The 14,015-nt window shown below is 50.6% G+C and carries 17 protein-coding genes; all 17 read left to right on the top strand.

Going from position 1 to position 14,015, the window contains the following annotated elements:
* Positions 1-365: 365 nt before the first annotated feature.
* On the top strand, positions 366-1,295 hold the full coding sequence (locus C6Y40_RS19035) for a catechol 2,3-dioxygenase (protein WP_105935986.1): 930 nt from the start codon (positions 366-368) through the stop codon (positions 1,293-1,295).
* 23 nt (positions 1,296-1,318) lie between these two features.
* Positions 1,319-1,600, top strand: a complete 282-nt coding sequence (locus C6Y40_RS19040) for a phenol hydroxylase subunit (protein ID WP_105935987.1) — start codon at positions 1,319-1,321, stop codon at positions 1,598-1,600.
* Positions 1,601-1,625: 25 nt separating this feature from the next.
* Positions 1,626-2,624: a ferritin family protein gene (locus tag C6Y40_RS19045; RefSeq protein WP_105935988.1), complete on the top strand. Its 999-nt coding sequence runs from the start codon at positions 1,626-1,628 to the stop codon at positions 2,622-2,624.
* 8 nt (positions 2,625-2,632) lie between these two features.
* On the top strand, positions 2,633-2,902 hold the full coding sequence (locus C6Y40_RS19050) for an MmoB/DmpM family protein (RefSeq protein WP_105935989.1): 270 nt from the start codon (positions 2,633-2,635) through the stop codon (positions 2,900-2,902).
* 9 nt (positions 2,903-2,911) lie between these two features.
* On the top strand, positions 2,912-4,426 hold the full coding sequence (locus C6Y40_RS19055; RefSeq protein WP_105935990.1) for a YHS domain-containing protein: 1,515 nt from the start codon (positions 2,912-2,914) through the stop codon (positions 4,424-4,426).
* Positions 4,427-4,500: 74 nt separating this feature from the next.
* Positions 4,501-4,863 (top strand): phenol hydroxylase subunit P4, encoded by a 363-nt coding sequence (locus C6Y40_RS19060; RefSeq protein WP_105935991.1) that lies wholly within the window; start codon positions 4,501-4,503, stop codon positions 4,861-4,863.
* A 2-nt stretch (positions 4,864-4,865) separates the two neighbouring features.
* A complete protein-coding gene (locus C6Y40_RS19065) occupies positions 4,866-5,927 on the top strand; it encodes an NADH:ubiquinone reductase (Na(+)-transporting) subunit F (protein ID WP_105935992.1) in 1,062 nt (353 codons plus the stop codon).
* Positions 5,928-6,265: 338 nt separating this feature from the next.
* Positions 6,266-7,726, top strand: a complete 1,461-nt coding sequence (locus C6Y40_RS19070; protein ID WP_105935993.1) for a 2-hydroxymuconic semialdehyde dehydrogenase — start codon at positions 6,266-6,268, stop codon at positions 7,724-7,726.
* A 12-nt stretch (positions 7,727-7,738) separates the two neighbouring features.
* Entirely contained in the window at positions 7,739-8,536 is a 798-nt protein-coding gene (dmpE, locus tag C6Y40_RS19075) for a 2-oxopent-4-enoate hydratase (protein ID WP_105935994.1), read from the top strand.
* Positions 8,533-9,327, top strand: a complete 795-nt coding sequence (gene dmpH / locus C6Y40_RS19080) for a 2-oxo-3-hexenedioate decarboxylase (RefSeq protein ID WP_105935995.1) — start codon at positions 8,533-8,535, stop codon at positions 9,325-9,327. Before dmpE ends, dmpH begins: the two co-directional genes overlap by 4 nt.
* Positions 9,328-9,353: 26 nt before the next feature.
* The gene (locus tag C6Y40_RS19085) at positions 9,354-9,587 is read left to right on the top strand and encodes a tautomerase family protein (RefSeq protein WP_105935996.1); all 234 of its coding nucleotides are present in this window, start codon (positions 9,354-9,356) and stop codon (positions 9,585-9,587) included.
* Between the two features lie 2 nt (positions 9,588-9,589).
* Positions 9,590-10,504, top strand: coding sequence for an acetaldehyde dehydrogenase (acetylating) (locus C6Y40_RS19090; protein WP_105935997.1), 915 nt, complete (start codon positions 9,590-9,592; stop codon positions 10,502-10,504).
* Complete coding sequence (gene dmpG / locus C6Y40_RS19095) at positions 10,504-11,535, top strand: 4-hydroxy-2-oxovalerate aldolase (protein WP_105935998.1); 1,032 nt, start codon at positions 10,504-10,506, stop codon at positions 11,533-11,535. The genes C6Y40_RS19090 and dmpG overlap by 1 nt, the downstream gene beginning before the upstream one ends.
* A gap of 11 nt (positions 11,536-11,546) precedes the next feature.
* Entirely contained in the window at positions 11,547-12,299 is a 753-nt protein-coding gene (locus tag C6Y40_RS19100) for an SDR family NAD(P)-dependent oxidoreductase (protein ID WP_105935999.1), read from the top strand.
* Between the two features lie 113 nt (positions 12,300-12,412).
* Positions 12,413-12,832 carry a tautomerase family protein gene (locus C6Y40_RS19105; RefSeq protein WP_105936000.1) on the top strand — a complete coding sequence of 140 codons (420 nt, stop codon included), beginning with the start codon at positions 12,413-12,415 and terminating at the stop codon, positions 12,830-12,832.
* Positions 12,833-12,868: 36 nt separating this feature from the next.
* Entirely contained in the window at positions 12,869-13,222 is a 354-nt protein-coding gene (locus C6Y40_RS19110; RefSeq protein ID WP_105936001.1) for a 2Fe-2S iron-sulfur cluster-binding protein, read from the top strand.
* Between the two features lie 239 nt (positions 13,223-13,461).
* The gene (locus C6Y40_RS19115) at positions 13,462-14,010 is read left to right on the top strand and encodes a hypothetical protein (RefSeq protein ID WP_240622019.1); all 549 of its coding nucleotides are present in this window, start codon (positions 13,462-13,464) and stop codon (positions 14,008-14,010) included.
* The last annotated feature ends 5 nt before the right edge of the window (positions 14,011-14,015 follow it).

Consider the following 14,015-nt stretch of genomic DNA (forward strand, 5'->3'; position numbering starts at 1 on the left):
CGGTTAACAAAGGAAATTGTTTATACCGTTTTGTTGGAGTCGCCGACGACATAGTTGGGAATATAGCAACAAACCTCTCCGTGATTCATTTCAGTCTCGCTATCCGTAGCATTCCTCATACTGAGACATGCCAATGGCATTCTGGTTATTCGTCACCCCGCATTACCAACCTTACAAAATTGTAAGGGCACAACATCAAACTAACAAATGCGTTATGCAAACGTTAATTAAAATCGCTAAAAATTTACATGAAATATATAAATATCAATTAAAACAATAAGATAAAATGTTGGCATGATACCTGTATTAAGTTAATGGATTGTTGCGCTCAAGGGCGCTTAGAAGCTCATAGTGGAGAACAGATTATGGCGATGACAGGTGTATTACGTCCAGGACATGTAGCTGTACGGGTATTAGATTTGGATGAAGCGGTTAAGTTTTACAGTGATGTAATGGGACTCGTTGAAACCGGTCGTGATGACATGGGACGGGTTTATTTCAAGTGCTGGGATGAGCAGGACCACAACAGTTATATCATTCGTGAGGCCGAGCAGGCAGGTGTTGATTTCGTAGGCTTCAAAGTACTCGATACTGCCACCCTCGATAAGCTTGAGAAAGATTTGAACGCTTACGGTGTAGAAACCCGCCGTCTTGAAGCCGGTGATTTACTTGAAACCGGTGAGCGGGTCCGCTTCACGCTGCCATCCGGCCACGAATTTGAGCTTTACGCAGAGAAAACCAAAGTGGGCAACGGTATGGGCCTGATTAACCCGGCCCCCTGGTACACCCAGAGTGAGCACGGTATTGCGCCGGTACGCCTGGACCACATGCTGTTGTACGGGCCAGACATCGCTAAAGTGAAGGCCATTTTTGAAGATGTTTTGGGTTTCTTCCTGGTTGAGCGTGTACTGGCTGAAGATAACGAGTCAGAAGCGGCTATCTGGCTGTCCTGCTCGCACAAAGTTCACGATATAGCCTTTGTTGAATATCCGGAGCCTGGCAAGCTGCATCACACTTCATTCCTGATGGAAAGCTGGGAACGTGTGCTGCGTGCTGGTGACATTATGTCGATGAACAAAGTGGCCGTGGACATTGGCCCCACGCGTCACGGCATCACTCGTGGTTGTACCATTTATGCCTGGGATCCTTCCGGTAACCGTTTTGAAACGTTTATGGGCGGTTATCACCCTTACCCTGATTACGAAACCATTACCTGGACCTGGGATAACTTCGCGCAGGGGCTCGATTACCCGCAGCGTAAGCTGCACGAGAGCTTCCTGACGATAGTGAGCTAACGGCAAACCTGGAAGGACAAATCATGAACGACAGTATTGCGGCCCCGAAAGAGCAGTTCGACACCTCGTTACATTACGTGCGTGTGACAGGCAAACGAGACGACGGATTTGTGGAGTTTGAGTTTAGTGTAGGCCAGCCGGAGGTGGCACTGGAAATGGTGCTTAAACAGCAGGACTTTGAAAAGTTTTGTGAAGAACAAAAGGTGACATTCCTCGATGAGGAAGCGGCTCCCTCCGACGATGAAGAAAAGAATGCATTCCAGTGGAGTCTCCACGACGCTACCCACCACTTTCGTGACGAGTAGATAGGCAAGTTTAGAGGAAAGAATTATGCAAATCGATGTACAAACGGTCAATATTGAACAGAAAAATCAGACCTTTAGCCATTTAAAGAAGCGCTTTGGCGATAAGAAAATCCCATCGCGGTATCAGGAAGCCAGCTATGACCTGCAGGCCGAAGAGAATCTGCATTATCGCCCGACCTGGGCGCCAGAGCAGGAGCTTTACGATCCGAATTTAAGCAAAATTCGCATGAACGACTGGTATGACTTAAAAGATCCCCGTCAGTTCTATTACAGCACCTACACGCTGAATCGTGCCAAGCAACAGGAGACCATGGAGTCTAATTTCAAGACGGTTGAGTCGCTGAACCTGATTGAAGGCATGCCGGACCCGGTTCTGGCTGTGGCGCAGGACCTACTCATTCCGTTGCGCCATGCCAATTACGCGGCCAACATGAATAACACCCTGGTTTGCGGCTACGGTTATGGCACGGTGTTTACCCAGCCCTGTGTTTATCACGCGATGGATAATTTAGGCATTGCCCAGTACCTGTCTCGTCTTGGCCTGATGATTGGAGATGTGGAATCCCTCGAAGCAGCAAAGCAGGACTGGATGGACAGCGATGCCTGGCAACCGCTGCGCCGCTCACTGGAAGATCTGATGTGTGTGCGCGATCCGGTGGAAGTATTCATTAAACAAAACTTTGTGCTGGATGGCCTGCTTTATCCGCTGGTGTATCAGCGCATTGTCGACCAGAACCTGGTTGAGCAGGGTGGTTCAGGCATTTCAATCCTTACCCAGTTCATGACTAACTGGTATCTGGAGTCCAAACGGTGGGTGGACTCGGTGATCAAAACTATGGCGTCTGAATCTGCAGAGAACAAAGCGGTTCTGGAAGAGTGGATCGACAGCGCCGCTAATCACTTTACCTCGGTATTGCTGCCAGTGGCAGGGTTAGCGGTTGCAGGTAATCAGGCCGACGAACTGGTTAGTGAAGCTCACGACGAATTATTACAGCGCGCTAAAAAAGCCGGTTTGTTTAAGTAGGAATCAAGATGTCTAAAGTATTTATCATTTTACAGGCCAATGAAGAGACCCGCTCGATTGTGGAAGCCATTGAGCAGGATAACCCGGATGCCGAAGTGGTACACGAGCCAGCTATGGTGAAGGTACAGGCCGAAGGCCACCTGGTGGTGCGTCGCGAAACCATTGAAGAAGAAATTGGCCGTGAGTTCGATATGCAGGAACTCAACATTAACTTAATCACGCTCAGCGGCAACGTCGATGAAGACGAAGACGCTCTGACACTCACCTGGAACAGCTAGGAGACTATCGTGGATATTAAAAAGACCCCGAAGAAACTTAACGTAAAAGAGAAGTATCGCTTAATGACCCGCGATCTGGCCTGGGAGCCAAGCTATCGCGACGAAAAAGAAATCTACCCTTATGTGGATTACGAAGGCATTAAGGTTCACGACTGGTCCAAGTGGGAAGATCCGTTCCGCCTGACCATGGATGCGTACTGGAAGTATCAGGCCGAAAAAGAGCGTAAATATTATGCAATCATCGATGCCCACGCGCAAAACAACGGCCATCTGAATGTGACGGATGCGCGGTACTTAACCGCAATCAAGTTGTTCCTGCAGAGCATTAGTCCGGGTGAATATGCGTCTCACCGTGGTTTTGCCCGGGTTGGACGTGAGTTTGCCGGCGTCGGTCCACAGGTGGCTTGTCAGATGCAGTCGATTGACGAAATCCGCCATGCACAAACCCAGGTTCACGCTATGTCGAACTACAACAAGTTCTACAACGGCTTTAAAGATTTTGCCAATCAGCGTGACCGGATCTGGTACACCTCAGTAGCCCGTTCATTCTTTGACGATGCCATGTCGGCAGGGCCATTTGAGTTCCTGATCGCCATTGGTTTCTCATTCGAGTACGTACTGACCAACCTGCTGTTCGTGCCGTTTATGTCAGGCGCTGCCTACAACGGTGATATGGCCACCTGTACTTTTGGTTTCTCGGCACAGTCAGACGAAGCCCGTCATATGACACTGGGTCTGGAATGTATCAAGTTTATGCTCGAGCAGGATCCGGACAATATTCCAATTGTGCAGAAATGGATCGACAAATGGTTCTGGCGTGGTTGCCGCCTGTTAACCCTGGTTGCGGCCATGATGGATTACATGCTGCCTAAACGCGTGATGTCATGGCGCGAAGCGTGGAATATCTATGGCGTGGAAAATGGTAACGCACTGTTCCGCGATCTGGCTCGCTACGGCATTAAACCACCGATGCACTGGGACGACGTTGAAAAGTCAATCGATCACACTTCGCACCAGATTATGCTGGGCCTGTATCAGTGGAAATTTGGTACGGCGTTCCATTCCTGGACACCGACTGCCAGCGACATTGAGTGGCTGAAAGAAAAATACCCGACTACGTTTGAAAAATACTACCTGCCGCGCTGGGAATACGCCATTGCGCAGAAAGAAAACGGTGGTGAGTACAATAACTTTGGTTTACCCAAGCTGTGTCAGACCTGTCAGTTACCTTGTCTGTTTACTGAGCCGGATGATCCAACGCAACTGGCGCACCGCGAAACAGAATACGAAGGCGAGAAATATCACTTCTGTTCGGATGGCTGTCAGCATGTGTTTGAGCAGGAACCTGAGAAATATGTTCAGGCCTGGTTACCTATGCCGTCTATGATGCAGGAACCGTTAAAAGGCGACCTGGCCGCGTGGATGGAGTGGGCAAGCCTGGAGCCAACGGCTTCTGGTGAATATGCCAACTCTGAAGACAAAGCGAACTTCGAGAAATGGCGTAAGCAGGTTTCAACCGACTAATCAAAATTAAAGCATCGCCCGGGAATGCCGGGCGATATAAGCCTGCATAGTCAGGTGTAAACAGGAGAATTATTATGGCAGTTGTAGCAAATGGCGAGTACAAGTTCCCGTCGCGAGACCGGGTAGAAAATTACTATGGTCATCAGTTGTTATTTGCATGCTGGGATCATCACATGCTGATGGCGGCGCCTTTTATGTTGTTTGGTGCGCCGGATCAGAAACTGGGTGACATTATTGAACAGCAGTTAAAGCCACTTATGCAGCCGGATCCCGATTTCGACAAGATTGACTGGGACGCTATTGAGTGGACCAAAAGTGGTGAACCATGGACGCCCGACTTTAATAAAACAATTAAGCAAAATGGCCTGGTGCATAAAGAGCAATTCTGCTTTAAAACCCCTGGCTTGTCGACACTGGTTCCGCCTCAGGGAGAATAACCATGAGCTTTGAAGTAACCATTGAGCCATTGGGACAAACCATTGAGGTAGAGGAAGAGCAGACCATTCTGGATGCCGCGCTGCGGGCGGGGATTTACCTGCCCCATGCCTGCTGCCACGGGTTGTGTGCAACCTGCAAGATTGATGTGCTGGACGGCGAAGTCGATCACGGTGAAGCCTCCAGTTTTGCCTTAATGGATTTTGAGCGCGATGAAAATAAATGTCTGGCGTGCTGTGCGATCCCGGAAAGTGATTTGGTGATCGAAGCGGAGATTGAGGAAGATCCTGACTCCCGTAACCTGCCGGTGCAGGACTATCAGTGCACGGTAAGCCGCATCGAAGAGTTAACCCCCACCATTAAAGGTATCTGGCTGAAGATAGCAGATGCCGATGGTATTGAGTTTCAGGCGGGTCAGTACATCAACCTTAATCTGCCGGACGATATTGGCAGCCGGGCTTTCTCGATTGCCAGCACACCAGCGGAGCCTGGCGAAATTGAGCTGAATATCCGTAAGGTTCCCGGCGGCGTGGGAACGGCCTATATTCACGATGAGCTCAAAGAGGGCGATGACATAACCTTTAGCGGACCCTACGGACGCTTCTTTGTGAAAAAATCAGCCGACATGCCCATGATATTTATGGCGGGTGGTTCGGGGCTATCCAGTCCCCGTTCGATGATAATGGAACTGCTTGAAGAAGGTTGCGAGCATCCGATCACACTGGTCTACGGTCAGCGCACCCGGGAAGAACTTTATTATCACGACGAGTTTCTAGCCCTGGCTAAAAAGTACGCCAACTTTACTTATATTCCGGCGCTGTCTGATGCCGGTGACGATGGCGTCTGGCAGGGAGAGGTGGGTTTTGTTCACGAAGCCGCTCAGCGTGCGTTTAATGGCGACTTCAGTGGCAATAAGGCTTATCTCTGTGGGCCACCGCTGATGATTGATGCCTGTATCAATACCTTAATGCAGGGGCGCCTGTTTGAACGGGATATTTATACGGAGAAGTTTATTTCCGCCGCGGATGCACAGCAGGTGCGCAGTCCGCTGTTTAAAAATATCTGATTTGTGTCTCAGGGAAGTGATACGCATTTGCGTAGACTTTATCACCATCAATGGTTGTTTAGTTGTTATGAGTGGTTGTTTTAGACGGTTGTTATAAATAGTGCCGCAATGTGTGCTGCGCCCGCCCGGGCAGGCGCCTTGCGGCATTTTGTTTTCAGTGGCCAGAAGGCGGTTAGCAGGGCTATTTGGAAGAGAAATATAGTTATACCTTTAAAGTATTAAGTTGTCTTTCAAATGGTATTAGACGGTATGGTGTTGGGAATTTACACTGACTTTAAGTGTTATTGAGTTGTAAATATTAATTTAAGGGCTTGCGTAGCCTAAAGTGAGAGTCCGATATGCGCCAAGTAGAAAATTTTATCCGCGGAGAGTTTGTCGCAGCCAGAGATGGCAAGCGCTTTGACAAAGTATCTCCGGTGACCGGCGAAGTTATCGCCAGCATTGCCGAAGCAGGACGTAGTGACGTTAATGAAGCCGTACTGGCGGCCAAAGAAGCGCTGCAAGGCGAATGGTCTACCTTTACCACTAATCAGCGGGTGGAAATGCTGTATGAAGTGGCTGATGAAATCACCCGCCGCTTTGAAGATTTTGTGGAAGCCGAAATGGCCGATACCGGTCAGCCTTCTAATGTTATGCGCCATGTCTTTATTCCTCGCGGCGCGGCCAACTTCAAAATCTTCGCTGATACTATCAAAAATGTCCCCACCGAGAGTTTTATGCTCGACACGCCGGATGGCGCAGGCGCACTGAACTACGGTGTTCGCACACCTAAAGGCGTAATTGGCGTTATCAGCCCGTGGAACGCGCCGTTCATGCTGATGACCTGGAAAGTCGGCCCGGCACTGGCCTGCGGAAATACCGTGGTAGTCAAGCCATCAGAAGAAACCCCACTGACCTCCGTACTACTGGGTGAAGTAATGAATAAAGTGGGCGTACCCAAAGGCGTTTATAACGTGGTAAACGGTTTCGGCCCGGATTCAGCTGGTGCATTCCTTACCGAACACAAAGACGTTGATGCCATTACCTTTACCGGTGAAACCCGCACCGGTACCGCCATCATGAAGGCCGCTGCCGAAGGCACCCGCGATGTGTCTTTTGAAATGGGGGGTAAAAATGCCGGTATCGTATTTGCCGACTGCGACTTTGATAAAGCCATTGAAGGCATCTCCCGCTCGTCTTTCTTAAACTCCGGGCAGGTGTGTTTAGGTACCGAGCGGGTGTATGTGGAGCGCCCGATTTTCGACAAGTTCGTGGCCGCACTGAAAGAAAAGGCCGAAGCGGTTAATTACGGTAAGCCCACCGACGAAGGCGTTAACTACGGCCCTTTAATCAGTAAAGAGCATCAGGATAAAGTCCTGTCTTACTATAAAAAAGCGGTAGAGGAAGGCGCCACGGTGATCACCGGTGGTGGTGTACCCGAGGTACCAGAAGCGCTCAAAAACGGTCACTGGATCCAGCCGACTATCTGGACTGATTTAGCCGATGACGCCGCTGTAGTAAAAGAAGAGATTTTTGGCCCTTGTTGTCACATTCGCCCCTTCGACAGCGAAGAAGAAGTGATAGGCCTGGCAAACAGTACTGATTACGGCCTGGCAACCACCATCTGGACCAAAGACCTGCCGCGGGCACACCGTATGGCGGCCAAAATCGATGTGGGCATTTGCTGGGTAAACAGCTGGTTCCTGCGCGATCTACGCACCGCATTTGGTGGCACCAAGCAGTCCGGTATAGGCCGTGAAGGCGGCGTGCATTCCCTGGAGTTCTACACCGAGCTGCGTAACGTTTGCGTGAAGCTATAGGAGCGGTCAGACATGGATAATTCACAAATTAAAAAACTAGGTAATGCGTTGTATGAGGCCATGGTGTCACGCAACACGCTGGTGCCGTTTACCGAGCAACACCCGGATATTACTTTAGAGCAGGCTTACGAGATTCAGTTGCAATATATCCAGCGTCGCCTGGACGCCGGTGAGAAAATTGTAGGCAAAAAAATTGGCGTCACCAGCAAAGCGGTACAGGATTTTCTCGGCGTCTTTCAGCCAGACTTTGGTCAGCTCACCGACAAAATGGTGTACCAGGAAGGCGAAACTATCGACCTTAACGAGCTTATTCAGCCTAAAGCAGAAGCGGAGCTGGCCATTGTGCTCAAAGAAGACCTGATTGGCCCGGGCATTACTGCGGTAGACGTGATCCGTGCCACCGATTATGTGAGCCCGTGTTTCGAGATTGTCGACTCACGGATCACCGACTGGAAAATCAAAATTCAGGACACCGTGGCCGACAATGCCTCTTGCGGTGTGTATGTGGTCAGTAACATCAAAGCCGATCCCCGCAAGGTGGATATCACCATGGCAGGTATGACCCTGTACAAAAATGGTGAGCTGTTCTCTACCGGTGTGGGCGCAGCAGTACAAGGCTCGCCTTTTAACGCGGTGGCCTGGCTGGCCAATACTCTGGGTGAACTTGGTATTCCGTTTAAAGCAGGCGAGGTGATCCTGTCCGGCTCACAGTCTGCCCTGGTACCCGTTACCGATGGTGACGAACTGGAGTGTTACATCGCCGGCGTGGGTGGTTGTAAAGTGAATTTTGCCGGGAGCACAAAAGTATGAAAACCAGCTTAACCCAAGAACAAATTATCCGTTTCTGTGAGCGAGTGGAAGGTGCTCAGCGCCGTGCGAATGATATCGCAAAACTCACCAACGAATACCCAGAAATGACCATTGAAGACGGCTATGCTGTGCAGAATGCCCTGCGTGCCCGGTTCATAGAGCAAGGCGAGAAGCTGATTGGCTGGAAAGCAGGCTTAACCTCAAAAGCCAAAATGGTTCAGATGGGCGTGGATAAACCGTCAATTGGTTTTTTAACCGATGCCATGTCACGGCCGGAAAATACCGCCATCAGTACCCACGATATGGTGCATCCCCGGGTGGAATGCGAAGTGGCGTTTGTCACCAAGGCCGACCTGAGCGGCCCGGCCTGCACGCGCGCCGATGTACTGGCGGCAACCGATTTTGTGATGCCAGCCGTTGAGGTCATCGATTCGCGCTATGAAAACTTTAAGTTCGATTTACCCAGTGTGATTGCAGATAACAGTTCATCAGCCCGTTTTGTGGCGGGCGGTCGTCCACGTTACGTTGATGATATCGAAGTCGATGGTATTGGTGTCGCCATGGAGCTTAACGGCGAAATTGTTGAAATGGGCTCTTCTGCTGCGGTAATGGGTCATCCGGCCGATGCGGTGGCCATGGTCGTCAATATTCTGCATGACATGGGTGAAACCCTGCCAGCCGGAAGCTTTGTGATGAGTGGCGGAATTACCGCTGCCGTGGCGGTGAAACCTGGTGACAACGTGATTGCACGCTATCAGGATTTGGGCAGCGTTAGTCTGCGTTTCGAATAAACCCGCTAATTGAACGGAGAACAACCATGCCAATAATCGAAATGCACCTCATGACAGGGCGAACGGAAGAACAAAAATGCAATGCCGCCAAAGCCGTTACCGACGCGCTGGTATCGTCGCTGGGCGTTAAACGTGAGTCAGTGCGGATCCTTATAACTGAACACGGTGAACACGACTTTTTCGTGTCCGGAATGACCATGAAAGAGCGCAGTCAGGCTCAGCAGGCAGCCCAACAACCACTGAATGCAGAGGGGAAATAGCAATGAAAAAGATTAAATGTGCGTTAATTGGTTCGGGCAATATCGGTACCGACCTGATGTATAAAGTGATGCGCAGCGAGTGGCTGGAGCCGGTCTGGATGGTGGGTATTGACCCTGAATCCGAAGGCCTGGCCCGGGCTAAAAAAATGGGGCTGAAAACCACTGCCGAAGGCGTGGACGGACTGCTTCCTCATGTGGAAGAAGACGGTATTCAAATTGCTTTTGATGCCACCAGTGCTTATGTACACGCGGAAAACAGCCGTAAGTTAAATGCCAAAGGGGTGATGATGATTGACCTCACCCCGGCGGCGATCGGTCCGCTGTGTGTACCGCCGGTCAACCTGAAAGAGCATGCCGACAAGCAGGAAATGAATGTGAATATGATTTCCTGTGCCGGTCAGGCAACCATTCCTATTGTTAACGCGGTAGCACAGGTACAGGGCGTGGAATACGCCGAAATTATTGCCAGCCTGTCGAGTAAATCCATTGGTGCGGGTACCCGCGCCAACCTGGACGAATTTACCTATACCACCTCCAATGCCATTGAAAAAGTGGGTGGTGCGAAAAAAGGCAAGGCGCTGGCCATAATCAATCCCGCTGATCCTCCGATCATTATGCGTAACACCATTTACTGCCTGACCGAAGGCGAACCCGACGAAGTGGCGATCCGCGACTCAGTACTGAAGATGATTGAACAGGTTCAGAAATACGTGCCCGGTTACAAGCTGGTGAATGGCCCGACTTTCGAAGGCAACAAAGTGGCGGTGTTTATGGAAGTCGCTGGTCTGGGTGATTACCTGCCGAAATATGCCGGTAACCTCGACATTATGACGGCGGCGGCTACCCGCACCGCAGAAATGTTTGCCGAAGAAATTGCCAACGGCACTATCACGTTAACCCCGGTGGAGGCAGCGTAATGAGCAAAAACATTATCTTACATGACATGTGTCTGCGCGATGGTATGCACGCTAAAAAGGAGCAAATCAGTGTAGAACAAATGGTTAAAGTCGCAAAAGCGATGGACGACGCTGGTGTACCCTACATTCAGGTTACTCATGGCGCCGGGTTAGGCGGAAATTCGCTGCAGCATGGCTTTGCCCTTGCCAGCAACGAAGAGTACATCAGTGCGGTAGCAGAGGCAGTAAAACAAACCATTATCTCGGTACTGCTTATTCCTGGCCTTGGCACTATGAAAGAACTGAAGTCGGCCCACGACAATGGCGCGCGCAGCGTTCACGTTGCTACCCACTGTACCGAAGCTGACACCTCACCTCAGCACATCGCTTTTGCGCGTGAACTAGGCATGGATACCTCCGGCTTTTTAATGATGTCGCACCTGAATACGCCAAAGGGGCTTACTGAGCAGGCATTGCTAATGGAGTCTTATGGTGCCAATACCGTATACATCACTGACTCAGCCGGATTTATGCTGCCGGAAGATGTCACTGAAGTGATTAGCCGTCTGCGCGGTGAACTTAAGCCAGAGACCGAAATTGGTTTCCATGGCCATCACAACATGGCGCTGGGCGTATCGAATTCGGTAGCGGCAATTAAAGCCGGTGCTACTCGCATTGACGCGTCTGTTGCCGGACTTGGTGCTGGCGCAGGTAATACGCCATTAGAAGTACTCGCTGCTGTGCTTGAGCGAATGGGTATTCCTACCGGCCTGGATCTGTTCAAGCTGATGGATATCGCCGAAGACATCATTACCCCCATGATGGACCATATGGTTCGCATCGACCGTGACTCGCTGACGTTAGGTTATGCCGGGGTTTACTCAACCTTCCTGTTGCATGCCAAAAAGGCGGCCGAGAAGTACGGTTTATCAGCCCGGGATATTCTGGTTGAGCTGGGGCGTAAGAAGATGATCGGTGGTCAGGAAGACATGATCCAGGATACCGCTATGACGCTGGCCAAAGAGAAAGGCCTGTTAAAAGAAGCTGTTTAAAAAGGTACATTATGCCTGATAAAAATCTTGCCATCGTTGTGGGTGCAACCGGTACCTTCGGCGTGGAAATCGTCCGACAACTTATCGACAACGGCCTGCATGTTCTGGCCGTTGGCCGCAGCGCCGACTCGCTGGCTAGTTTAACTGAACAATTTAGTGACGTTAGTGTGGTGCAGGCTGATATCAGCCAGGATAGCGCCATTGAGGCGATTAAATCTGCCATTACCGGTCCGGTAAAAATGGTGGTGCATGGCCCTGGTGTGGCCGTTGCCGGGGGCATTCTGAAAGCGCCCACAGCAGCCATGGTGGATGCGGTCAATATTAAAGTAGGCGGCATCTTACGTCTGAGTCGTGCTGCCGATGAACACTTTAGTGACAACGCGCGCATAGTCGCCATCGGCGGGCATTATGGCCTTGAGCCGACTGAATATGCCGCGTCTGCCGGCGTGGCGAATGCCGCACTGGTCAATGTTATGCGCCAGCTTTCGCTGGCCTATGGCCGCCACGGCATCAGTGCCCACACTATTGCGCCTGGCCCTGCCGACAGTGACCGTTTGCGCAATGTGGCGGCGGCTCGAGCCGAGCAACGCGGTATAAGCGTGGATGATGTACTGGAAGAGTTATTGGAAGAGTCCTCGGTGCATCTGTTTACCACCGCCGAACAGGTGGGCTGGGCAGTGTGTAACTTGTTGGATGATCGCGCAATCGGCATGACCGGCTCAACGATTATGCTCGACTCTGGTCGTCGTAAAGGGTTGCCGTAGGCGTGGACAAACTGCTGCGCTTGCTATAGCTACGCTTGCGACGTTTATCAGTAAGCATTTAATAATTAATGATTTTTTCAGGTTCATAAAACCTGTTTATCGGGAGTAGTGTTATGCCAATTGTTAAATTTCACCTTGCTGACAAAGATATCAGCGAAGGCCAGATTGAGTCGGTGATTGAACAGGCCACGCAGATTTATGCCGAGGTACTGGACAGTCCGGTTGATCGCATTCGCGTGTTTGTCGATCTGCACGCACCAAACTTAATTGGTGTGGGCGGCAAACTGGTAAGCAAAGGCGGGAAAAATGCCCCGTTCTTTGAGTTCATTGTGATGAAAGGGCGTTCCCTTGAGCAGCGCCAGGCCATTGCTGAACAGTTTACTGATATGCTGGCAGTTACGTTAAAGGTTGATAAGGCCGATATCCGCGGCAACTGCTATACCGTTGAGCCCGAGAATTGGAGCATCGCCGGTAGTCTGGCATCTGAAATCCGCAAAGCCGAAATCGAGGCCAGAGCGCAAGCTAGCGCATAACCAACATTAAAGCGCGTCGGGGCAGGGGAGAGCATAATGACCTATACAATCGACATTCTTAACACCCAGGAAAGCTACTCCTGTCGTGCAAATGAGTCGTTGCTGGATGGCATGGCGCGCCTCGGACGTAAAGGGATCCCGGTTGGCTGCCGGGGCGGCGGCTGCGGGATCTGCAAAATTCGGATTGAGAGTGGTGAGTATACGGCAAAAAAAATGAGCCGCTGTCATGTGAGTGAAGAAGAACAGGCTGCCGGCGTGGTGCTGGCCTGCAAAGTGTTTCCGCTATCTGACATTACCCTGCGAGTAATTGGTAAATGCCAGCGTCAGTTTGAGCGCAAATGTGTTAAAGCGGAAACCTTCCTGCTGGCGACCAGTGAGAGCGGAGAGTAGCTATTTTTTAGTGATGAGCACGAGGTGCGGATAATTTGGACATTATCAACACTTTTTTGACAGGGCGCTTTCGCCCTGTTTTTTTGCTGAAAATATTTCAGGGTACCTGCCATAATTGCACGCTCTCTATACGGTTTTATGTGGTGCACTTAGTTTATGTAAGCAAAAACAGCAGCTTATAACCTGGCGCAAAGATTGTATCCTGTTTAATGAATGTAAGAAAAAAGACGGGGTACAGTATGTCTGAGTCTGACCAAAACTATCGTACAAAATTGGTGAATGCGGAGCAGGTGCAGATTGCATCGGTCTTCGATTCAAAGCTCAATGCTAATACAGCTATCGAACAAGTGGTGCGTGGCACCGACGTAGAATCTCAGCAGGTTACGCTGATAGAACCTGATGACAGCGACTTTAATCGTAAGCTGGAAGGCGACAGCAAGGCGCTGGGTAAAATGATGTGGTATTCGCACTTGCTGCTCGGCGCTGCAGGGCTTGTGGTAGGGCTGATTACCGCTTATTTGCTGGTTAATATCGGACCTGCGCTCACGCAGCAGAATCCGCTGGCAACCTATATAGCGGTTATTTCGCCGGGTATTTTTATCGGCCTGTTTGTGGCAGGTCTGCTGAGCCTGCGACCTGACCGCACGCAGATAATCGAAGTGGTCCGCAAAGCGGTTAAGGCTAAGCACTATGCTGTAGTCGTAAACCTGAAAAGTGGCCAGTCGGTGTCAAAAGTGCGTGATATGTTTAGCCGCCACAGCAATCAGGTGGTGGAATCCATTCAGTAAACCAC

It is taken from the genome of Marisediminitalea alba, assembly GCF_002993365.1.
GTDB lineage: Bacteria > Pseudomonadota > Gammaproteobacteria > Enterobacterales > Alteromonadaceae > Alteromonas > Alteromonas alba.

What these genes read in the sequence shown, in the direction of transcription:
- C6Y40_RS19090 (WP_105935997.1), top strand. Translation starts at nt 9,590, where the DNA reads ATGAAAAAGATTAAATGTGCGTTAATTGGTTCGGGCAATATCGGTACC.
- C6Y40_RS19115 (WP_240622019.1), top strand. Translation starts at nt 13,462, where the DNA reads ATGTCTGAGTCTGACCAAAACTATCGTACAAAATTGGTGAATGCGGAG.
- dmpG (WP_105935998.1), top strand. Translation starts at nt 10,504, where the DNA reads ATGAGCAAAAACATTATCTTACATGACATGTGTCTGCGCGATGGTATG.
- C6Y40_RS19110 (WP_105936001.1), top strand. Translation starts at nt 12,869, where the DNA reads ATGACCTATACAATCGACATTCTTAACACCCAGGAAAGCTACTCCTGT.
- dmpH (WP_105935995.1), top strand. Translation starts at nt 8,533, where the DNA reads ATGAAAACCAGCTTAACCCAAGAACAAATTATCCGTTTCTGTGAGCGA.
- C6Y40_RS19035 (WP_105935986.1), top strand. Translation starts at nt 366, where the DNA reads ATGGCGATGACAGGTGTATTACGTCCAGGACATGTAGCTGTACGGGTA.
- C6Y40_RS19085 (WP_105935996.1), top strand. Translation starts at nt 9,354, where the DNA reads ATGCCAATAATCGAAATGCACCTCATGACAGGGCGAACGGAAGAACAA.
- C6Y40_RS19065 (WP_105935992.1), top strand. Translation starts at nt 4,866, where the DNA reads ATGAGCTTTGAAGTAACCATTGAGCCATTGGGACAAACCATTGAGGTA.
- C6Y40_RS19045 (WP_105935988.1), top strand. Translation starts at nt 1,626, where the DNA reads ATGCAAATCGATGTACAAACGGTCAATATTGAACAGAAAAATCAGACC.
- C6Y40_RS19070 (WP_105935993.1), top strand. Translation starts at nt 6,266, where the DNA reads ATGCGCCAAGTAGAAAATTTTATCCGCGGAGAGTTTGTCGCAGCCAGA.
- C6Y40_RS19040 (WP_105935987.1), top strand. Translation starts at nt 1,319, where the DNA reads ATGAACGACAGTATTGCGGCCCCGAAAGAGCAGTTCGACACCTCGTTA.
- C6Y40_RS19105 (WP_105936000.1), top strand. Translation starts at nt 12,413, where the DNA reads ATGCCAATTGTTAAATTTCACCTTGCTGACAAAGATATCAGCGAAGGC.
- C6Y40_RS19060 (WP_105935991.1), top strand. Translation starts at nt 4,501, where the DNA reads ATGGCAGTTGTAGCAAATGGCGAGTACAAGTTCCCGTCGCGAGACCGG.
- C6Y40_RS19050 (WP_105935989.1), top strand. Translation starts at nt 2,633, where the DNA reads ATGTCTAAAGTATTTATCATTTTACAGGCCAATGAAGAGACCCGCTCG.
- C6Y40_RS19100 (WP_105935999.1), top strand. Translation starts at nt 11,547, where the DNA reads ATGCCTGATAAAAATCTTGCCATCGTTGTGGGTGCAACCGGTACCTTC.
- dmpE (WP_105935994.1), top strand. Translation starts at nt 7,739, where the DNA reads ATGGATAATTCACAAATTAAAAAACTAGGTAATGCGTTGTATGAGGCC.